We start from the raw sequence: 19,809 nt of genomic DNA on the forward strand, positions 1-19,809 counted from the left end.
AGGCATCCCCAACTAGAATCGGATCGTCATGTCCTCCATCTTCGATTGCGGCGACGAGTCCCAGCTCCTCGCCGGCATGCGCCACGCCCGCCAGGCCATAGCCCGCGGCGAACTCATCGTGATGCCCACCGACACGGTCTACGGCGTCGCCGCCGATGCCTTCTCGCCAGCCGCGGTGCAGCGACTCCTCGATGCGAAGGGCCGAGGTCGCGACCAGCCGCCGCCCGTCCTCGTCGGCACGAAGGAGACCCTGCACGCGCTCGCGGAGTCGGTGCCGGAGCCCGTGCAACGACTCGTCGACGCCTTCTGGCCCGGCGGCCTGACGATCGTGCTCCCGGCCCAGCCCTCGCTCGTCTGGGACCTGGGGGAGACCCAGGGCACCGTCGCCGTCCGCATGCCCGAAGGGCGTGTCGCACTCGAGCTGCTCGCCGAGACCGGTCCGCTCGCGGTGTCGAGCGCGAACCTCACCGGTCGGGATGCGGCGATCTCGGCGTTCGATGCCGAGCGGATGCTCGGTGACAGCGTCTCCGTCTACCTCGCCGACGGCGTGAGCCGCGACGGCATCGCCTCGACCATCGTCGACGCCACATCTCTCGTCCCTCGTGGAGCCGAGCAGGCTACGGGCGGCGTGCGCATCCTCCGCGCCGGTGCTGTCAGCCGTGAGCGGCTCGAGGAGGTGCTCGGCGATCTGCTCGAGCCCGCTGAGGAGCCTGCGGAATCGGACGGGGATTCGTGAAGCAGTATCTCTTCACGATCATCCTGACCGCCGCGATCACGTTCGCGCTGACCTGGGCGGTCTGGCGGCTGAGCCTGAGGTTCAAGCTGTACCCGAGCATCCGCGAGCGGGATGTGCACACCACCCCCACCCCGCGTCTGGGTGGAGTCGCCATCTTCCTCGGAATCGCGGCGGCGATCGGAGTGTCTGCGGCGAACCCGTTCTTCGCGAACATGTGGATGCCGCCCCAGACCATGTGGTCGATCCTCGCCGCGTCGCTGCTCATCGCGATCATCGGCGTGGTCGACGACCTCTGGGACCTCGACTGGATGATCAAGCTCGGCGCGCAGTTCCTCGCCGCCGGCATCATCACCGTGGGAGGCGGTCTGCAGATCCTGTCTCTGCCTTTCGGCGACCTGATCGTGTTCTCCAGCTGGTTGAGCATCACGATCACGATGTTCGCGATCGTCATCGTGATGAACGCGGTCAACTTCATCGACGGTCTCGACGGCCTCGTAGCCGGGGTGTGCCTGATCGCGAACGGGGTCTTCTTCGCGTACTCCTACATCCTGACCCGTGACACCGGTGCCTCCAGCTACTTCAACCTCGCATCCTTCCTCGCGGCGGTCCTGATCGGCGCGTGCCTCGGATTCCTGCCGTTCAACTGGAGCCCGGCGAAGCTGTTCATGGGAGACTCCGGTGCTCTGGTGCTCGGACTCCTGATGGCCACCTCCGCGATCGCGGTGACCGGGCAGCTCGAGCCGTCCGCCCTCGACCCCGAGCGCCTCGGACGCTCGCAGCTCCTGGGTGCATTCATTCCGATCCTGCTGCCGCTGCTGGTCGTGCTGCTGCCGCTCCTCGACTTCGGCCTCGCGGTGCTCCGCCGCATGAACGCCGGCAAGTCGCCGTTCTCTCCCGATCGCAAGCACCTGCACCACCGCATGCTCGACCTCGGTCACCGCGACCGCGATGCCGTCCTGATCTTCTACGCCTGGACCGCCGTGATCTCCCTCGCAGTCCTCCTCATGTACGTCGGCGCTCGTGAGGACTGGCCCGGCCAGTACATCCCCGGCGTCGCCTTCGGAGTCATCGGCATCGCCGCGTGCCTCGTCATCACCCTGAATCCTCTGCGCCGACGGAAGTCCGCGGCGTCTGCTGAGCCCGACCCGACACCCGTGGAGTCCCCGTGAGCCCGAGCCCCGTTTCCAGCAACCCGATCCTGCGGAGGACTCTGCTCTGGTCCGCTTTCTCGATGGTGGTCCTCGCGCTCGTGGCCGGCGGCATCGGCCTTCTCGTCGACGGCGTGGAGGGTCTCGTGAGCGGCCTGCTCGGGGTCGTGCTCGCCATGCTGTTCCTCGGGATCACGGCGCTCAGCATCCTGATCGCCAACCGCTGGTTCGGCGACCCGCTCTACGTGCAGCTGTTCTTCGCGATCGTCCTGGGCGGCTGGCTGCTCAAGCTCGGGCTGTTCGTGGTGATCATGATCGTTCTGAGCGGTCAGCCATGGGTCAGTCCGATGGTGTTCTTCCTGTCGATCGTCACGGGCGTCGTGGCGACTCTGATCATCGATGTGATCGTCATCACGAAGATGCGACTGCCGAACGTGAGTGATGCGTCCCTTCCCACGCAGGCGCCGACCGACCGCGCCCCGGGGGTTCAGCTGCCGACCGTCGTGCCCGAGGATCGTGCCCCCGGACGCCACAACCTGATCCCCGAGCACCGGGAGCAGGAGGGGCCCGCCGAAGACACCCCGCGGTCTTAGGACACCCTCAGATTCTGATAGTGTTATGACGTGCCCGCCGCTCGTTCGCGAGCGCTTGCGCTTGAAGCACACCGACCATCGTCGCCCCGGTTCTGACCGGTGCCCCGAAGCTGGAGCCCGCGCTGTTCAATCTTGCTGCGACCCTGATGCCCAAACTCGCCACTGATGGCGAGTTCCACGGACCTTCGATCGACGAGTTCTTCCCGGAGATCCTCTTCAACGCGTTCGGGGTCATTCCCGTCCACCGGATCCACCTGGTGCAGTTCCTCGCCGTCGTCGTGGTCGTCCTGTTGCTGGTTCTCGGAACCCGTCGCATGAAGATCGTCCCCGGACGCTTCCAGAGCGTCGTCGAGATGGGATTGGACTTCGTCCGCTCCAACATCGCGCACGACCTCCTCGGACGCAAGGACGGAAACCGATTCCTGCCGATCCTCACCACGATCTTCTTCATGGTGCTGTTCATGAACATCACGGGAATCATCCCGTTCCTGAACATCGCCGGAACGAGCATCGCCGCCGTGCCGCTGACGCTCGCACTGGTGAGCTATGTCACCTTCATCTACGCGGGTATCAAGAAGAGCCCACTCGGCTTCTTCAAGAACGCGCTGTTCCCGGCGGGCGTGCCGTGGCCGGTCTACATCATCGTGACGCCGATCGAGTTCCTCTCGACCTTCATCATCCGTCCCGTCACGCTGATGCTCCGACTCCTGATGAACATGGTCGTCGGTCACATGCTGCTGGTGCTGTGCTTCGCGGCCACCCAGTTCTTCTTCTTCACCGCAGGTGGCGGCTGGGCCGCCCTCGGTGTCGGAACCCTCGCCTTCGGCGGCGCCTTCACTCTCTTCGAGATTCTGGTCGCCGTCCTCCAGGCATACGTCTTCACCGTCCTCACCGCGGTCTACATCCAGCTCGCGGTCGCAGAAGAGCACTGAGCGGGTCGGCAACTGCCGTCCCACCCAACGAAAGGAAAAACCCGTGGACGCTACTACGGTTCTCGCTGAAATCAACGGTCACCTGGCTTCGGTCGGCTACGGCCTCGCCGCAATCGGTCCGGCCATCGGTGTGGGCATCGTCGTCGGCAAGACCATCGAGGGTGTCGCTCGTCAGCCCGAGCTGGCCGGCCGCCTCCAGGTCCTCATGTGGATCGGTATCGCCTTCACCGAGGCGCTTGCATTCGTCGGCATCGCCGTCGGATTCATCCCCTTCCCGTAATCTCTACCGACTTCTGAAGGAGACAGGATGCTGAACGCTCTTGTCACGAACCTCGCAGCAGAGGGTGAAACACCCAACCCGCTGATCCCTGCGTGGTACGACATCATCTGGTCGGGCCTGTGGTTCCTCGTCATCCTCGTCGTCGTGTGGAAGGTCGCCCTTCCGAAGTTCACGGCGATGCTCGACAAGCGGTCCGCCGCCATCGAGGGCAACATCGCCAAGGCCGACGAGGCGCAGAAGCAGGCTGAGGCCGCTCTCGAGGAGTACACCCGGCAGCTCGCCGAGGCGCGCACCGAGGCCGGAGAGATCCGTGAGGCCGCCCGTGAGGACGGCAAGAAGATCGTCGCCGAAGCCAAGGACACCGCGTCGAGCGAGGCCGCTCGCATCACGGCGACCGCGCACACGCAGATCGAGGCAGAGCGTCAGACCGCTCTCGTGTCGCTGCGCAGCGAGGTGGGCTCGCTCGCCATCGACCTCGCCGGTGGCGTGGTCGGCGAGACGCTCTCGGACGATGCTCGCGCGACGGCGGTCGTCGACCGCTTCCTCGCCGACCTCGAAGCATCCGAGAAGGCGGCTCAGTAATGGGCAGCGCGACCACTCAGGCACTCGCGGCATCCACTCAGTCGCTTGCCGCAGCGAAGGACGTCACTCTCGACTCGGCCAGGGAGCTGTTCGCAGCTGCCAGGACCGTGGCGGAGTCGTCTCAGCTGAGCGGCGCGCTCACCGATCCCTCGGCTCCGGCAGAGGCGCGACAGAACGTCGTGTCGGCGGTCTTCGGCGGATTCTCTCAGGACGTGCAGAACATCCTGAAGACCGTCGTGGCTCAGCGCTGGTCCTCCACGTCGCAGCTCGTCGACGGCGTCGAGGAACTGGCCATCCGTGCCGCGGCGATCGCCGCTCCCCAGGCAGACATCGGGGGAGAGCTGTTCGGCTTCTCCCGTGTCATCGCCGCGAACGCGGATCTCGAGCTCGCGCTCGGAACCCGCCTCGGGGGAGAGGACGCCAAGGGTGCTCTCGTCGAGAGGCTTCTGGCCGGGGGCGTCAGCGACGCCGCCGCGCTGATCGTCTCGTCGCTGGTCCGCCAGCCGCGTGAGCGTCGCATCCGGCAGATGCTGTCGCGGGCGACGCGCATCGTCGCCGACCAGGGTGACCGGGTGGTGGCGACGGTGCACACCGCCAAGCCGCTGACCGACGCGCAGCGCACCCGCCTGAGCGCCGCACTCTCGAGCCGCTACGACGGCAACGTATCCCTCAACGAGGTCTTCGACCCCGCCGTCGTCGGAGGCCTGCGCGTGCAGATCGCCGATGATGTCATCGACGGCAGCATCTCCGCTCGACTCGCCGACCTTCGCCAGAAGCTCGCGGGCTAACACGACTTCGCGCGGGGAACCGCGCACCCAGATACAAAGGGAAGACAATGGCAGAACTATCGATCAGCCCCGACGTCATCCGTGACGCGCTGAAGGACTTCGCCGCCGCCTACGAGCCCACCGGGGCAGCGGCGACCGAGGTCGGCACCGTCATCGACGCAGCGGATGGAATCGCGCACGTCGAGGGCCTGCCCGGCGTCATGGCCAACGAGCTCGTGGCCTTCGCGAACGGCACCAAGGGCCTCGCGCTGAGCCTCGACCAGGACCAGATCGGTGTGGTCGTCCTCGGCGACTTCACCGGTGTCGAAGCAGGACAGGAGGTCACCCGCACGGGTGAGGTCCTCTCCGTGCCCGTCGGTGACGGCTACCTGGGTCGCGTCGTCGACCCGCTCGGAAACCCGATCGACGGCCTCGGCTCGATCGCCACCGAGGGCTCGCGTGAGCTCGAGCTGCAGGCGCCCGGCGTCATGCAGCGCAAGTCGGTGCACGAGCCCATGCAGACCGGCATCAAGGCGATCGACGCCATGATCCCCGTCGGCCGCGGCCAGCGCCAGCTGATCATCGGCGACCGCCAGACCGGCAAGACCGCGATCGCGATCGACACGATCATCAACCAGAAGGACAACTGGGAGTCGGGCGACGTCAACAAGCAGGTGCGCTGCATCTACGTCGCCATCGGCCAGAAGGGCTCGACCATCGCCTCGGTGAAGGGCGCGCTCGAAGAGGCCGGCGCCCTGGAGTACACCACGATCGTGGCGGCTCCGGCGTCCGACCCCGCCGGCTTCAAGTACCTGGCTCCTTACACCGGTTCGGCCATCGGCCAGCACTGGATGTACGGCGGCAAGCACGTCCTGATCATCTTCGACGACCTGTCGAAGCAGGCAGAGGCCTACCGCGCCGTCTCGCTGCTGCTGCGTCGTCCGCCGGGCCGCGAGGCCTACCCGGGTGACGTCTTCTACCTGCACTCCCGTCTGCTGGAGCGTTGCGCGAAGCTGTCCGACGAGCTCGGCGCAGGGTCGATGACCGGTCTTCCGATCATCGAGACCAAGGCCAACGACGTCTCGGCGTACATCCCGACCAACGTGATCTCGATCACCGACGGCCAGATCTTCCTGCAGTCCGACCTCTTCAACGCCAACCAGCGTCCTGCGGTCGACGTGGGTATCTCGGTGTCGCGAGTCGGTGGTGACGCTCAGGTCAAGTCGATCAAGAAGGTCTCGGGAACGCTCAAGCTCGAACTCGCTCAGTACCGCTCGCTCGAGGCCTTCGCGATGTTCGCGTCCGACCTCGACCAGGCGTCGCGTCGTCAGCTCTCCCGTGGTGCGCGTCTGACCGAGCTGCTCAAGCAGCCGCAGTACTCGCCGTACCCCGTCGAGGAGCAGGTCGTCTCGATCTGGGCCGGAACCAAGGGCAAGCTCGACACGATCGAGGTCGCGGATGTCCTGCGCTTCGAGCGCGAGCTGCTCGACTACCTCCGTCGTAACACCAAGGTGCTCGACACCCTGCGCGAGACCAACGTCCTGGACGACGACACGGTGGCTGAACTCGAGAAGCACACCGACGCTTTCCTCCTGGAGTTCCAGGGTGGCAAGGGGCAGGCCATCGGCGCTCCCGGTCACGAGGAGCACGCTGCAGCCGAGGCTGAGGACGTCAACCAGGAGAAGATCGTCAAGGGTCGTCGCGCGTAATCGCGTGAGGAACTGATTTCATGGGCGCTCAACTCAGGGTCTACAAGCAGAAGATCTCTTCTGCTCAGACGACCAAGAAGATCACGAAGGCGATGGAACTCATCGCGGCTTCGCGCATCCAGAAGGCGATGGCACGCGTCAAGGCGTCCAGCCCCTTCGCGCGAGCCGTGACGAGGGCCGTGTCCGCCGTCGCGACGCACTCGAACGTCGACCACCCGCTCACCCGCGAGCCCGAGACGATCCGCCGCTCCGCGGTCGTGATCTTCTCGTCGGACCGGGGCCTTGCCGGAGCCTTCAACTCGCAGATCCTCCGTGAGGGTCTCGAGGTGGCGGAGCTCCTGCGCGGGCAGGGCAAGGAGCCGGTGTTCTACCTCGTCGGTCGCAAGGCCGTCGGCTACTTCCAGTTCCGTCGCATCGCGGCGGCCGCGGAGTGGACCGGCGACACCGACACCCCGTCGTTCCACACGGCGGAGGAGATCTCGGCCACGCTGCTCGAGGACTTCTCCCGCGGTGCTGACGAGGGCGGCGTCGACGAGATCCACCTCGTGTACAACCGCTTCGTCAGCATGATGACGCAGTCGCCGGAATCCGTGCGCCTGCTTCCGCTGGAGATCGCGGAAGCCGATGACTCGGAAGCAGGAAGCGCCGTCTACCCGCTGTACGAGTTCGAGCCGGATGCCGAGACAGTCCTCGACGCGATCCTGCCGGTGTACATCCAGAGCCGCGTCTTCAACGCTCTCCTGCAGTCGTCTGCTGCCAAGCAGGCTGCGACGCAGAAGGCGATGAAGTCGGCCAGCGACAACGCCGACAAGCTCATCACCGACTACACCCGTCTGCGCAACAACGCGCGTCAGGCGGAGATCACGCAGCAGATCGCGGAGATCGTCGGCGGCGCCGACGCACTCTCGTCGAGCAAATAGACCATCAGGAAAGAGACGAAAATGACCACCACCGCCACGGCTGACCAGCCGGCGACCGCGGTCGTCGGGCGCGTCGCACGCGTCAACGGTCCGGTTGTCGACATCGAGTTCCCGCACGACTCGATCCCCGACATCTACAACGCACTGAAGACCACGATCACGATCGGCGACGAGTCCGTCGAGATCACGCTCGAGGTCGCTCAGCACCTCGGCGACGACCTCGTTCGCGCCATCGCCCTGAAGCCGACCGACGGCATCGTCCGCGGCCAGGAGGTGCGCGACTCCGGTGAGGCCATCTCGGTCCCCGTCGGTGACGTCACCAAGGGCAAGGTCTTCAACGTGATCGGCGAGGTCCTGAACCTCGAGCCCGGCGAGACGATCGAAGTCACCGAGCGCTGGCCGATCCACCGCAAGGCTCCGAACTTCGACCAGCTCGAGTCGAAGACCACCATGTTCGAGACCGGCATCAAGTCGATCGACCTCCTGACGCCGTACGTGCTCGGTGGAAAGATCGGTCTGTTCGGTGGCGCAGGTGTCGGAAAGACCGTCCTCATCCAGGAGATGATCCAGCGCGTCGCGCAGGACCACGGTGGTGTGTCGGTGTTCGCCGGTGTCGGTGAGCGCACCCGTGAGGGCAACGACCTCATCCACGAGATGGAAGAGGCGGGTGTCTTCGACAAGACGGCCCTCGTGTTCGGCCAGATGGACGAGCCGCCGGGAACGCGTCTGCGCGTCGCCCTCTCGGCTCTGACGATGGCGGAGTACTTCCGTGACGTGCAGAAGCAGGACGTGCTGCTCTTCATCGACAACATCTTCCGCTTCACGCAGGCCGGTTCCGAGGTCTCGACGCTGCTGGGCCGCATGCCCTCCGCCGTGGGGTACCAGCCGAACCTCGCCGACGAGATGGGCCTCCTCCAGGAGCGCATCACGTCGACCCGTGGCCACTCGATCACGTCGCTGCAGGCGATCTACGTGCCCGCCGATGACTACACCGACCCGGCTCCGGCGACGACGTTCGCTCACCTCGACGCCACCACGGAGCTCTCGCGTGAGATCGCGTCGAAGGGTCTGTACCCGGCGATCGACCCGCTGACCTCGACGTCGCGCATCATGGACCCCCGCTACTTGGGCGAGGACCACTACCGCGTCGCCACCACGGTCAAGCAGATCCTCCAGAAGAACAAGGAACTGCAGGAGATCATCGCCATCCTCGGTGTCGACGAGCTCTCCGAAGAGGACAAGATCGTCGTGTCGCGTGCACGTCGCATCCAGCAGTTCCTCTCGCAGAACACGTACATGGCCAAGAAGTTCACGGGTGTCGAGGGTTCGACCGTCCCGCTCAAGGAGACCATCGAGTCCTTCGATGCGATCACGCGCGGTGACTTCGACCACGTCGCCGAGCAGGCCTTCTTCAACGTCGGTGGCATCTCCGACGTCGAAGAGCAGTGGGCGAAGATCCAGAAGGAGAACGGCTGACCATGGCGCTGCATGTCAGCCTCGTCTCCGCGGACGCGGAGGTCTGGACGGGAGAGGCGAGCCTCGTGGTCGCCAAGACCGTCGAAGGTGAGATCGGCTTCATGACCGGCCACGAGCCGGTTCTGGCGATCCTCGCCCAGGGCGAGGTCCGCATCACGCAGACGGATGGCACCAAGGTGCTCGCCAACGCACAGGACGGCTTCCTCTCCATGGAGAGCGACGTCCTGACGATCGTGGCGGGCAACGCGGCTCTCATCGCCTGATCAGTTCAGTTCATCGCGTCCGCCTCGGCGCCCCCAGTGGGTGCCGAGGCGGACGCGTCTGTATCCCCGAGGTCCCATGAAGATCCTGCTTCCCCCGTCAGAGACGAAGCGCCCCGGCGGGAACGGCGCACCCCTCGATGTCAGCGCTCTCGCGCTTCCCGGTCTGCACGGCGAACGTCATGCCGTGATCGACGCGCTCGTCGATCTCGCTGCCGACGAGGCGGCTGCACACAAAGTGCTCAAGCTGAGCCCGAAGCAGGCGGGGGATGTCGTCCACAACCGGATGCTGCGCTCTGCCGCCACGATGCCCGCCGTGGATCGCTACACGGGAGTGCTCTACGACGCGCTCGATGCGCAGACGCTGTCATCGGCGTCCCGCCGTTGGCTCGGATCGCATGCGTGGATCCATTCGGCGCCGCTCGGCCCGATCGGCGCGCTCGACCTGATCCCGCCCTACAGGCTGGCGGCCGGCACGTCGCTGCCCGGACTGTCGGCGCTGCGCCGCCACTGGGCAGAAGCGACGACCGAGGCCATCGCGGGGGAGGACCCCGCGTTCGTCCTCGACCTGCGAAGCGAGGCTTACGTCGCACTCGGGCCGGTACCTGCTTCCGTCCCCTCCGCGTACGTGCGGGTGGTGACCGAGCATGGGCGTGCGCTCAACCACTTCAACAAGAAGTCCAAAGGGCTGCTGACCCGGGCGCTTGCCGAAGACCGTCCGCGCGTGCGCTCGGTGCGCACTCTGCGAACGTGGGCCGAGTCGCGGGGAATCGTGCTCCGAGACGCGCCGGAGCCCGGAATCCTGGAGTTCGTCGTCGCCGAATGACACCGCGTCACACGGGGGGCCTCTCCTGCGTGTGTCGTTGCCCCATATATCGCGACCCCGCTATGGTGGGTGTCGCGGCGCGCAAGGCGTCTGCTCCATCGGATCCGGAGGGGTTCATGTTCTCATTTATCGGCGACGTAAGCGCGGCGATCGCGTCATCGTATAACTACGACGGAGGCGGGGCCGCAGCGGCCGCCTTCTGGGCGATCTACCTCATCTTCATCCTGGTGTTCAGCCTCGGCGGCTACGTGCTCAGTTCTCTCTTCCTCATGAAGATCTTCGAGAAGGCCGGCGTCGAGGGCAAGTGGCGTGCCTGGGTTCCGTTCTACAACCTCATGATCTTCTTCAAGCTCGGCGATGTGAGCCCGTGGCTCGTCTTCGCCAGCCTGCTGACCTGGATCCCGGTTCTCGGCTGGTTGGTCGCCATCGGATTCGCGATCGTCGCGGTTCTCGCCGCGTGGCGCGTCGGTCTCAAGCTCCAGAAGGACTCCGTCTGGGTCATCCTGTACGTCTTCCTCTCTCTCGTGTGGCTCGGAATCAACGCCTTCGACAAGTCGCGTTGGAACCCGAACATCGCTCCGGCATCGTGGGCGAACAACGGCTTCCTCGCCGACCGCACCGTCTGGCAGGGCATCCCCGTGCAGCCGCGTCCGGCGGCCGGCCCCGGCTACGGCGCCCCGCAGGGCTACGGCGCCCCGCAGGGCTACGGCGCTCCTCAGGGGTACGCACCTCCCGCCCCTCAGGGCTACGCGCCCCCGGCTCAGCCCGGTTACGCGCCGCCCGCTCAGCCCGGTTACGCGCCGCCCGCAGCACCGTCGGCTCCGTCGGCTCCGGGTGTGCCTCCGGCAGCACCGTCGGCACCTCCTGCCGCACCGCAGGTCCCGCCGGCGCCGCCCGCAGCTCCTCCGGCAGCACCGCCGACGAACCCCACGCAGCCTCCGGCCTGATGACGTGATGCAGAGTCCTCGACTCCGGTCGGGGGCTCTGTTGCATACCGGGATCGTGTTCGCCGATTCCAGGCGTGTCGGGTGGAGACGATAGCGTGGGGGAATGCTCATGTCGCAGCGCCGGGTCGGCGCCACCGTTCTTCTCGCGTTGCCGAGACCCGGGCGCGCGGGTGCGGGCGTCGTCGTGTCCACTACGATGTGTGAGTATCCCGGCGCGGCCCGACCCGCAGGAATTTCGGAGGCGACGAGTGTCTGACACGACGACGACGAAGACGCGAAGCGTCACGGTTGCGCAGCGCACGCTGCTGATCTCCTGGGCAGGCGTCACCGACGTCGGCAAGAGACGCGAGACGAACCAGGACGCGTTCTTCGCGGACTATCCCCTGTTCATCGTCGCTGACGGCATGGGCGGCCATGCCGGTGGCGAGATCGCGAGCCGGAGCACGGTCGACCGGCTCGAGGCCGTCGTCGCTTCAGGCGCCGTCGAGCGTGAATCCATCGAGGGTGCTCTCCAGTTGGCTGTCGGCGACATCGCCGACCACCCGGAGACGACCGACGAGGGCACGGGAACGACACTCACCGGAGTGTTCCTGGAGTTCGAGAATGACGAGCCGCACTGGGCCGCACTCAACATCGGCGATTCGCGGGTCTATCTTCTTCGCGACGACCGTCTCGTGCAGGTGACCACCGACCACTCGGTCGTCCAAGAGCTCATCGCCGCGGGCAAGATCAGCCCGGAAGAGGCCGAGGGGCACCCGTACAGCAACGTCATAACTCGCGCTGTCGGTGCGAGCGAGCTGACCGCTCCCGATTACGTCACTCTCGAGGTACGCGCCGGAGATCGCTTCGTGATCTGCTCGGACGGCCTCACGAAAGAGCTGACGGACTACGGGATCCAGCATTTTCTCCGTGAGCACGCCGATCCTGCGGCGGCTGTCGATGCCATGCTCGCCGCAGCTCTCGAGAACGGCGGGCGCGACAACGTGACGCTCGTCATCGTGCAGGTCGCGGACGAGTCTTCCTCCACATCGGAAGCTCGCACCGAATAAGTCAGCACGACTGTGGAGGGCACCCGACGCGCCCCCTCGATGGTGTCGACTGATCGGCATGGACTCCATGCCGATCGTGATACCTGCTGCCCCTGCGCCGCCGCGCAGACCACCCACACCCTTCATCGCGGCACTGGTGCCGGTAATCGCCGGCGTGGTGCTCTGGCTCGTGACCGGTTCGCTGTTCTCCTTGTGTTTCGCGGCGCTCGGTCCGCTGATGATCTTCGCTTCTCTGATCGACGGTGCGCGCTCCCGACGCAAGGCGCATCGGCTGGCGGAGGAGGAGAGCGCCGTGGCCTGGTCGTCGGCAGAAGCCCAACTCAGGCAGCTCCACGAAGAGGAGCGTGAGATCCGCTGGCACCGGCAGCCGGACGCCGCGTCGTCCCTGGCGCAGGCCCCGTTGCGCGGGTCTGTCCCGCCGGACACGGGGACGGAGCTCGTGGTCGGCAGCGGGACGGTTCGAAGCGCGGTGAGAGCCGTGGGAGGAGACGGAGACCGCGACCGCGAGTTCCGCTCGAGGTGCGGACGGCTCGAGAACGTGCCGATCGCCTTGGCCCTCGGCAGTGGGGTCGCGCTGCGCGGAGCCCCTCCGATCGTCGAAGCCGCGGCACGAGCGCTGGTCGTCCAGCTGTGTCTGCGGTTCGGCGCCGCGCAGCTCGCGGTCGTGGGAGAACACCTCGATGAGTGGGGTGTGTCTGCTTTCCCTCATGCGGGTGCGGTCCGCCGCAGGGCGTTCCGGCTGGGCATGGCACGGACCGGTGAGTCGCGACCGGCGGCGGATGCGATGTTCTGGCTGCTTGGCCGCGACGACGACGTGCCGGAGGGCATCACCACGGTGATCGACATCGTCGAACCGCATCGCGCGGCAGTCCGCACCCCCGAGGGCATCATCGAGGTGGCTGCGGAATGCCTGTCGCGCGCGCAGGCCGTCGTCATCGGCGAGTCTCGTGTCGAGGACGCCGAAGACCTCGACACACTACCCGCTGGAGTGCGGCTCGAGGATCTCACCCAACCGGTGTCTCGAAGTGGGCTGCCGGCCGCGATCGGTAGGGGTGAGCGTGACGACGTGATTCTCGACATCGTCGACGACGGGCCCCATGCCATCGTCACGGGAACGACCGGCAGCGGAAAGAGCGAGCTTCTGGTGTCCTGGGTGACGGCCATAGCGAGCGTGCACGGCCCGGAGCGTGTGATCTTCGTGCTTGCGGACTTCAAGGGCGGTACGGCGTTCGAGCCGCTGCGGGCACTCCCGCAGGTCGCGGCGGTGATCACCGATCTCGATGAGCAGGGAGCGCGGCGCGGCGTCTCCAGTCTGACGGCGGAGCTGCGTCGACGGGAGACGGTGCTTGCGGCAGCCGGCGCGCGCGATATCGGAGAGATCGGGATGCCGAGGCTGGTGATCGTCGTCGACGAGTTCGCTGCGCTGTTGCAGGAGCACACCGATCTCGGTGTCGTGTTCACCGACATCGCGGCTCGCGGCAGAGCGCTCGGCATGCATCTCATCCTCGGTACACAGCGCGCATCCGGAGTGATCCGGGATGCGCTCGCGGCGAACTGTCCGCTACGGGTGAGTCTGCGTGTCGGTGAGGCCGCAGACAGTCGTGCGGTGATCGGCACGGATGCGGCCGCCGACCTCCCGGGTGGCGTGGAGTCGAGGGGGCTCGCCCTGGCTCGTCGACCTCAAGACTCCGATCCGGTTCCCTTGAGGGTCGCTCTCACCGGCGCGGCAGACCTCCGTGCTGTCGCAGTGACCTGGGCAGGGGCCGAGACGCCTCAGAGCCCCTGGCTTCCCGCGCTGCCGATGGTTCTTCCTCTGGCCGATCTGAGCCGCGAGAAGCTCTCGCGTGACGAGCTGATCCTCGGGCGGGTTGACGACCCGAAGCATCAGAGTCAGCCACTCGAGGTCCTGTCGGTCGGCTCGGATCGCGGCATCGCCCTGATCGGCGCTCCCGGCTCCGGTCGCACCTCGGCCCTGCGTGCTCTGGCGAGCCAGCATCCGGAGGCACTGTGGATACCTCGTGACCCGGAGCGTGCCTGGGATGCGGTCATCGCACTCGTATCCGGACGTGCGCCGAGGCGGGAACTCGTGCTCTGCGACGACATCGATGCGCAGATCAACGACCTGCCGATCGAGTACGGCCAGCATCTTGCGCAGCTGTGGGAGCAGATTCTGCGGAGCGGTGGGGGCACCACTTTCGTGGTGACGGCGACGCGGGCGGCGGGGCAGGTGGGGAGGCTGCTCGACTCGTTGCCGAAGCGCGGGCTGCTGCGCATGCCGAGCCGCGTCGATCACCTCGCCGCCGGTGGGGATCCCGACGGGTACGACCGCGATCGCCCGCCAGGACGCCTGCGGTTGGGGGACCACGAGCTGCAGATCGCGTGGGTTCCGGAGGAGCGACTCCGCTCGGCGGGCCAGCGGCGCGCGACGACGCACGCCGACGAGGACGCCCGGTGGAATCCACGGTCGGCAGTGAACGCTCTCGTCACACCGAGCGCGTCCGTGGTCGCCGAGACACTGGCTCGCGCGTATCCCGAGTGCGATGTCCTGGCGGTCTCGGGCGAGCCGGCGGAGCCGTCCGATAGCGGGCGGCCGATGATCCTGATCGGTGAACCGGACGCATGGCAGCGCCATTGGGGGCTGTGGCAGCGGGTTCGCAATGAGGGTGAGGCGCTCGTGAGAGCCGAGAATGCGACGGAGCTGCGGCAGCTGGCAGGTGTGCGGGAACTTCCGCCGTATGCCCGCCCCCATGCCGGGCGTGCATGGTCGCTGTCGGGAGACTCCGCTCCGCGACGCGTGGTGATCCCTGCGCTCGTCGGTCCGCGGTGATGTCGGCTCACGCGAGGACTGGCGCGTTCCCCGAGAAGGATCCGCTTGCCGCGGGTGGCCTCAGATGCCGCTGCCTGGCCGGATGACTCCGACGTCCGTGCCCCCGCCGAGCACCTCGAGCGACAGTGCGGCACCGAGCGTCGCGACCTCGGCGTCGGTCAGTCCGCCAGCTCGCGCGAGGAGCGTCGCAGCGACGATCGTGGAGGCGCGTGCACCGCCGTCGAGCATCTTCAGGGCGACGGTGGTTCCGTTCGGAGCGACCATGACCATGACGCCCTCGGCGCCACCCTTCGCGAAGACCCCGAGCTTCTCGATGGCGATCGTGTCAGGGCGACCGGGGCCGTCGATCGTCCAGGGGTGTTCGCGGACCGCGCGCACCAGCGAACCAGCGACACGGTGCAGAGCGAAGGGGGAGCGGTCAGAGGCGGTCCCGATCCGATGGATCGATCGGGCGAGGCCGGTCAAGGTGAGCGCATACACCGGCGCGCCGCATCCGTCGATCGCCGTGTGGGCGACCTTCTCGCCCGTGAGGCGCTCGATGACATCGCGGATGTGCACCTGGAGCGGATGCGCGGGATCGAGGTACCCGTCGGTGGGCCAGCCCGTGGCGACACAGGCCCGCAGCATCGCCGCGTGCTTCCCGGAGCAGTTCATGCGGATCCGGGTCTGCGCCCCGTGCTCGCGCACCAGCTCGTCGCGAGCGGACGTGTCTCCGGGCCAGGCCGGCGGGCAGGCGAGGTGGTCTTCGGTGAGTCCGCCTTCGGTGAGCACGTCGCGCACGACGGAGGCATGCCGATCCGTGCCGCTGTGACTCGCGGTCGACATGGCGAGCTGCTCACCTTCGAGAGAGGCGCCGGCCGTGATGCACGCCACCGCCTGGAGCGGCTTGAGGCTCGACCGGGGCAGGATCAGAGCATCCGCATTGCCGTGACGGGCGATGACGTCGCCGTCGGGGGAGAGGACCACCGCCGCTCCGGCGTGGCGGGATTCGATGAACCCGCTCCGTTCGATCACGGCGAGTTCTACGGCATCCTGAACGGTGAGAGTCTCCAGCACCTCCTCAGGATATCGTCGGTTCGGCAGGGGGCTGTGACAGGGCGGAGCGGTTTCCGAGGTTCGCTGCGGCTGGCAGACTGTCGACATGGCAGATCGTCCCGCGCCTCTCGGCGAGCACCGCTACTCCCTCACGTCGACCTGGACCGGGAACTCCGGCACGGGGACCAGCGGTTATCGCGACTACCGCCGCGACGTCACGCTCGAGGTCGAGGGCAAGCCAGACGTCCTGGCATCCGCCGACAAGCCGTTCCGCGGTGATCCCTCGCGCTGGAATCCCGAGGACCTCCTGCTCGCCTCGCTCTCCGAGTGTCATCTGCTCTCGTATCTGCACGCCTGCGTCACCGCCGGTGTCGTGGTCGTCTCCTACAGAGACACCGCTTCGGGCATGATGCGTGAGGACGGCACGGGTGGCGGAGCCTTCGTCGAGGTGATGCTGCGGCCCGAGGTCGTGGTCGCGGATGCATCCATGATCGACGCCGCCGAACGCGCACACGCACAGGCCAACGCGTGGTGCTTCATCGCCAACTCCATGAACTTCCCGGTGCGTCACGAGGCCACGGTGCGCGCACAGAGCTAGGTCCGCCGACGCTGCGGGCGGTGCCCAGCCGCGGCGGACGGCGCCGCGCGACGGCCGAGATCAGGAGATCAGGAGATCAGGAGATCAGGAGATCAGGAGATCCGAGACCTCAGCGGCGCTCGTGCGGGAGTGCCTGCTTGATCTTCTCGATCGTGCCCTGAGCGGGCGCCTCGTTGTATGCGTCGGCGAGCTCCTGCCCGGACAGCGCATGGATCGCCGCCATGATCTCGTCGGTCGCGAGCCGGCGCGCGCGACCGCTCGTGGCGGGTCCGTGGGGGGCGAGATCCAGCGGCTCACCGAACCGCACGGTGATGCGCTCCTTGAGCGTGGGCACCTTGGCGCCGACCGGCATCACCTTGTCGGTGCCGATCAGCCCCACGGGGACGACAGGCGCGCCGGTCTGCAGTGCAAGGAAGGCGACCCCTGTGCGTCCCTTGTAAAGACGTCCGTCGGTAGAGCGCGTTCCCTCGGGGTAGAGCGCCACCGCGAGCCCCTCGTCGAGCAGCTGACGCTGTACGTCGAGTGCATCGAGAGCTGCCTTGCCTGCGCCGCGGCGCACCGAGATCGCGCCGATGGACTCGAAGAAGGTCTTGCTGAACCAGCCCTTGAGCCCCGGACCTTCGAAGTAGCTCGACTTCGCGAGGAAGTGCACGGGGCGCGGAGCCGCGACCGGAATCGCGATCGAGTCGATGAAGGACAGGTGATTGCTCGCGAAGATGACGGGGCCGTCCTTCGGCACGTTCTCCCTGCCCTCGATGCGCGGTCGGTAGATCGTGCGCGCGAGCGGAGTGATGAGGCTGCGTCCGAGCGCATAGGCGAAGCCGGCGTGACGAGGCTTCTCAGTCTCTGCGGGCGAGGATTCGGGCTCCACGGACTGCTCTGACGTCATCAGAGCAGATTACCCCCGGATCCATGCCGCGGTGGGAATGAAGCGCCAGAGCGCGCCTCCCAGCATCGACAAAGGGGTATGAGGGATGATGGGGTGTCCCGCCCGCGATCCTGAGGTCTCACTGTGCGCAAGCGTCCGCTCATCGTCCTGTCCACCGTCGCTGCGGCGACCCTGCTCCTTGCCGGGTGCGCCGGCGATGCGGCACCGGAATCGACGGGAACGCCCGATCCGTCGGCGCAGAGCTCCTGCCTCGCCGACCTCGCCTCCGGCGCAGGCTCCGACGCCGTGTCCGTCGAGGGCACCGGCGCCGACGCGAAGGTCACGGTTCCCGCAGATGCCGATCTCGCCGAAGCCCAGCGCTCCGTCGTGGTCGAGGGCGACGGTGACGATGTCATGCCCGGCGATCTCGTCTCGCTGCGGTACCAGCTCATCGATGCCACGACCAACGAGGTGCTCAGCACCTCGGAGCGCGGTCCCGACGGCGTGCTGTCCGCACTTCTCGCGGTGCAGCAGCCGCAGCAGATCGTCGACCCCACCCAGTCGACCGTCTTCACGGTCGCCGCGGAATGCCTCCCGATCGGCTCTAGTGTCGTTCTGACGCTCCCGGCCGCCCAGGAGGGCATGAACCCGAGCATCCTGTACGTCGAGACCATCGAGCAGCTTCCCAAGACCGCCTCCGGTTCGGATGCCGATGCGACCGAGGGCATGCCCACCGTCGAGCTCGACGACGCCGGCTCTCCCACCATCACCATCCCGGACTCCGATGCGCCCGCCGAGACCGAGGTCGCCGTCCTCAAGCAGGGCGACGGAGCCGTCGTCGGTGCCGGCGACCTGGTCACCGTGCAGTACCGCGGAGTCAAGTGGTCGGACGGCACCGAGTTCGACTCGAGCTGGAGCCGCGACGCGGAGCCCTCGCAGTTCCAGACGAGCGGCGTCGTGACCGGCTTCAAGATGGCGCTCGAAGGCCAGCAGGTCGGATCCCAGGTCATCGTCGCCATGCCTCCGAAGGACGGCTACGGCGCATCCGAGGGCAGCGAACTGCAGAACGAGACGCTGGTCTTCGTCGTCGACATCCTCGCGACCACGCCCATCGAGCAGGCCCCGTAAGGGCGTAGGAGCCGAGGGCTTGCCATAGGCTGGCGGCATGCGTCGCATCATCGTCCTCGGCTCCACAGGTTCCATCGGCACGCAGGCGCTCGACGTCATCCGCGCCAATCCCCGTCGCTTCGAACTCGTCGGCCTCGCAGCCGGTTCGAACGCGGAGATGCTCGCTGAGCAGGCGCAGACCTTCCAGGTCGAGAGCACGGCGCTCGGCGCCGCCGAGGCCGAGCAGCTGGTGCGCGATGTCGAGGCAGACGTCGTGCTCAACGCGATCACCGGATCCATCGGGCTCGGCTCGACCCTCGCGGCACTCAAGGCGGGACGGACTCTCGCTCTTGCGAACAAGGAATCGCTGATCGTCGGCGGTGAGCTCGTTCTCGCCGCCGCGGCCCCTGATCAGATCGTCCCCGTGGACTCGGAGCACTCCGCGATCGCTCAGGCGTTGCGCAGTGGAACCCATGCCGAGGTGCGACGTCTCGTCGTCACGGCATCCGGCGGACCGTTCCGCGGACGTTCGCGCGACGAGATGGCCGAGGTGACTCCGCAGGAGGCCCTCGCCCATCCCACCTGGGACATGGGCCGGATGGTCACCACGAACTCCTCGACGCTCGTGAACAAGGGGCTCGAGGTCATCGAGGCCCACCTGTTGTTCGACGTCGCCTACGACGACATCGAGGTCGTCGTGCATCCGCAGTCGATCGTGCACTCGATGGTCGAGTTCATCGACGGATCGACGATCGCCCAGGCGTCTCCGCCCGACATGCGTCTGCCCATCTCGCTCGGACTCGACTGGCCGAATCGCGTCGGCGGCGTGGGCCGCCCACTCGACTGGGCCCAGGCGACGTCCTGGACCTTCGAGCCCCTCGATCACAAAGCCTTCCCCTCCGTCGCCCTCGCCAAGGCCGTGGGCCGTGCGGGAGCCACGTTCCCCGCGGTCTACAACGCCGCGAACGAGCAGGCGGTCGACGCGTTCCACGAAGGGCGACTGCCGTTCCTCGGGATCGTCGACACGATCGCACGGGTGGTCGACGCCCATGAGCCGCCGCAGACGCTCACGGTCGAGACCCTTGCCGAGGCCGAGGACTGGGCTCGCCGCAAAGCGGATCAGCTGATCTCCGCAGCCTGAGACGACAG

The 19,809-nt window shown here is 67.1% G+C and carries 20 protein-coding genes; 18 read left to right on the forward strand and 2 right to left on the reverse strand.

The genetic code is table 11. From position 1 onward, the window contains the following. The first annotated feature begins 28 nt into the window (after positions 1-28). The 15 genes from RQG77_RS02550 (at position 29) to RQG77_RS02620 (ending at position 15,052) form a co-directional block, all read left to right on the forward strand. Positions 29-736 carry an L-threonylcarbamoyladenylate synthase gene (locus RQG77_RS02550; RefSeq protein WP_311243295.1) on the forward strand — a complete coding sequence of 236 codons (708 nt, stop codon included), beginning with the start codon at positions 29-31 and terminating at the stop codon, positions 734-736. Then, positions 733-1,905: an MraY family glycosyltransferase gene (locus RQG77_RS02555; RefSeq protein ID WP_056308264.1), complete on the forward strand. Its 1,173-nt coding sequence runs from the start codon at positions 733-735 to the stop codon at positions 1,903-1,905. The genes RQG77_RS02550 and RQG77_RS02555 overlap by 4 nt, the downstream gene beginning before the upstream one ends. Positions 1,906-1,967: 62 nt before the next feature. Further along, entirely contained in the window at positions 1,968-2,477 is a 510-nt protein-coding gene (locus tag RQG77_RS02560) for a hypothetical protein (RefSeq protein WP_311243296.1), read from the forward strand. Positions 2,478-2,623: 146 nt separating this feature from the next. Further along, positions 2,624-3,409, forward strand: a complete 786-nt coding sequence (gene atpB / locus RQG77_RS02565) for a F0F1 ATP synthase subunit A (protein WP_311243297.1) — start codon at positions 2,624-2,626, stop codon at positions 3,407-3,409. 43 nt (positions 3,410-3,452) lie between these two features. Next, on the forward strand, positions 3,453-3,689 hold the full coding sequence (atpE, locus tag RQG77_RS02570; RefSeq protein ID WP_017203132.1) for an ATP synthase F0 subunit C: 237 nt from the start codon (positions 3,453-3,455) through the stop codon (positions 3,687-3,689). A gap of 27 nt (positions 3,690-3,716) precedes the next feature. Next, on the forward strand, positions 3,717-4,271 hold the full coding sequence (locus RQG77_RS02575; RefSeq protein WP_311243298.1) for a F0F1 ATP synthase subunit B: 555 nt from the start codon (positions 3,717-3,719) through the stop codon (positions 4,269-4,271). Then, entirely contained in the window at positions 4,271-5,059 is a 789-nt protein-coding gene (locus tag RQG77_RS02580) for a F0F1 ATP synthase subunit delta (protein ID WP_311243299.1), read from the forward strand. Before RQG77_RS02575 ends, RQG77_RS02580 begins: the two co-directional genes overlap by 1 nt. Before the next feature lie 47 nt (positions 5,060-5,106). Next, positions 5,107-6,747, forward strand: a complete 1,641-nt coding sequence (atpA, locus tag RQG77_RS02585; RefSeq protein ID WP_056308255.1) for a F0F1 ATP synthase subunit alpha — start codon at positions 5,107-5,109, stop codon at positions 6,745-6,747. Between the two features lie 20 nt (positions 6,748-6,767). Further along, complete coding sequence (locus tag RQG77_RS02590) at positions 6,768-7,667, forward strand: F0F1 ATP synthase subunit gamma (RefSeq protein WP_053095762.1); 900 nt, start codon at positions 6,768-6,770, stop codon at positions 7,665-7,667. 21 nt (positions 7,668-7,688) lie between these two features. Then, positions 7,689-9,143, forward strand: a complete 1,455-nt coding sequence (gene atpD, locus RQG77_RS02595; RefSeq protein WP_045255375.1) for a F0F1 ATP synthase subunit beta — start codon at positions 7,689-7,691, stop codon at positions 9,141-9,143. 2 nt (positions 9,144-9,145) lie between these two features. Continuing rightward, positions 9,146-9,406: a F0F1 ATP synthase subunit epsilon gene (locus RQG77_RS02600; RefSeq protein ID WP_056308253.1), complete on the forward strand. Its 261-nt coding sequence runs from the start codon at positions 9,146-9,148 to the stop codon at positions 9,404-9,406. A gap of 76 nt (positions 9,407-9,482) precedes the next feature. Then, positions 9,483-10,229: a peroxide stress protein YaaA gene (locus RQG77_RS02605; protein WP_311243300.1), complete on the forward strand. Its 747-nt coding sequence runs from the start codon at positions 9,483-9,485 to the stop codon at positions 10,227-10,229. Between the two features lie 116 nt (positions 10,230-10,345). Continuing rightward, a complete protein-coding gene (locus tag RQG77_RS02610; RefSeq protein WP_311243301.1) occupies positions 10,346-11,176 on the forward strand; it encodes a DUF5684 domain-containing protein in 831 nt (276 codons plus the stop codon). A 248-nt stretch (positions 11,177-11,424) separates the two neighbouring features. Then, positions 11,425-12,225 carry a protein phosphatase 2C domain-containing protein gene (locus RQG77_RS02615; RefSeq protein ID WP_311243302.1) on the forward strand — a complete coding sequence of 267 codons (801 nt, stop codon included), beginning with the start codon at positions 11,425-11,427 and terminating at the stop codon, positions 12,223-12,225. A 58-nt stretch (positions 12,226-12,283) separates the two neighbouring features. Beyond that, positions 12,284-15,052, forward strand: coding sequence for an FtsK/SpoIIIE domain-containing protein (locus tag RQG77_RS02620; RefSeq protein WP_311243303.1), 2,769 nt, complete (start codon positions 12,284-12,286; stop codon positions 15,050-15,052). A gap of 60 nt (positions 15,053-15,112) precedes the next feature. On the opposite strand, the gene RQG77_RS02625 is transcribed toward RQG77_RS02620, so the two are convergent. Continuing rightward, complete coding sequence (locus RQG77_RS02625) at positions 15,113-16,108, reverse strand: asparaginase (protein ID WP_311243304.1); 996 nt, start codon at positions 16,106-16,108, stop codon at positions 15,113-15,115. A gap of 85 nt (positions 16,109-16,193) precedes the next feature. Between RQG77_RS02625 and RQG77_RS02630 the strand changes: the two genes are divergently transcribed. Continuing rightward, the gene (locus RQG77_RS02630; protein ID WP_056308243.1) at positions 16,194-16,685 is read left to right on the forward strand and encodes an OsmC family protein; all 492 of its coding nucleotides are present in this window, start codon (positions 16,194-16,196) and stop codon (positions 16,683-16,685) included. 109 nt (positions 16,686-16,794) lie between these two features. Here RQG77_RS02630 and RQG77_RS02635 read toward each other — a convergent pair whose 3' ends face one another. Then, the gene (locus RQG77_RS02635; RefSeq protein WP_311243305.1) at positions 16,795-17,574 is read right to left on the reverse strand and encodes a lysophospholipid acyltransferase family protein; all 780 of its coding nucleotides are present in this window, start codon (positions 17,572-17,574) and stop codon (positions 16,795-16,797) included. Between the two features lie 123 nt (positions 17,575-17,697). On the opposite strand from RQG77_RS02635, the gene RQG77_RS02640 reads away from it, so the two are divergent. Both RQG77_RS02640 and dxr read left to right on the forward strand, forming a co-directional pair. Then, a complete protein-coding gene (locus tag RQG77_RS02640; protein WP_311243306.1) occupies positions 17,698-18,681 on the forward strand; it encodes an FKBP-type peptidyl-prolyl cis-trans isomerase in 984 nt (327 codons plus the stop codon). Between the two features lie 37 nt (positions 18,682-18,718). Beyond that, positions 18,719-19,801, forward strand: a complete 1,083-nt coding sequence (gene dxr, locus RQG77_RS02645) for a 1-deoxy-D-xylulose-5-phosphate reductoisomerase (protein ID WP_311243307.1) — start codon at positions 18,719-18,721, stop codon at positions 19,799-19,801. Positions 19,802-19,809: the final 8 nt, after the last annotated feature.

Origin of the sequence: Microbacterium sp. WCS2018Hpa-23 (assembly GCF_031843845.1) — a bacterium.
GTDB lineage: Bacteria > Actinomycetota > Actinomycetes > Actinomycetales > Microbacteriaceae > Microbacterium.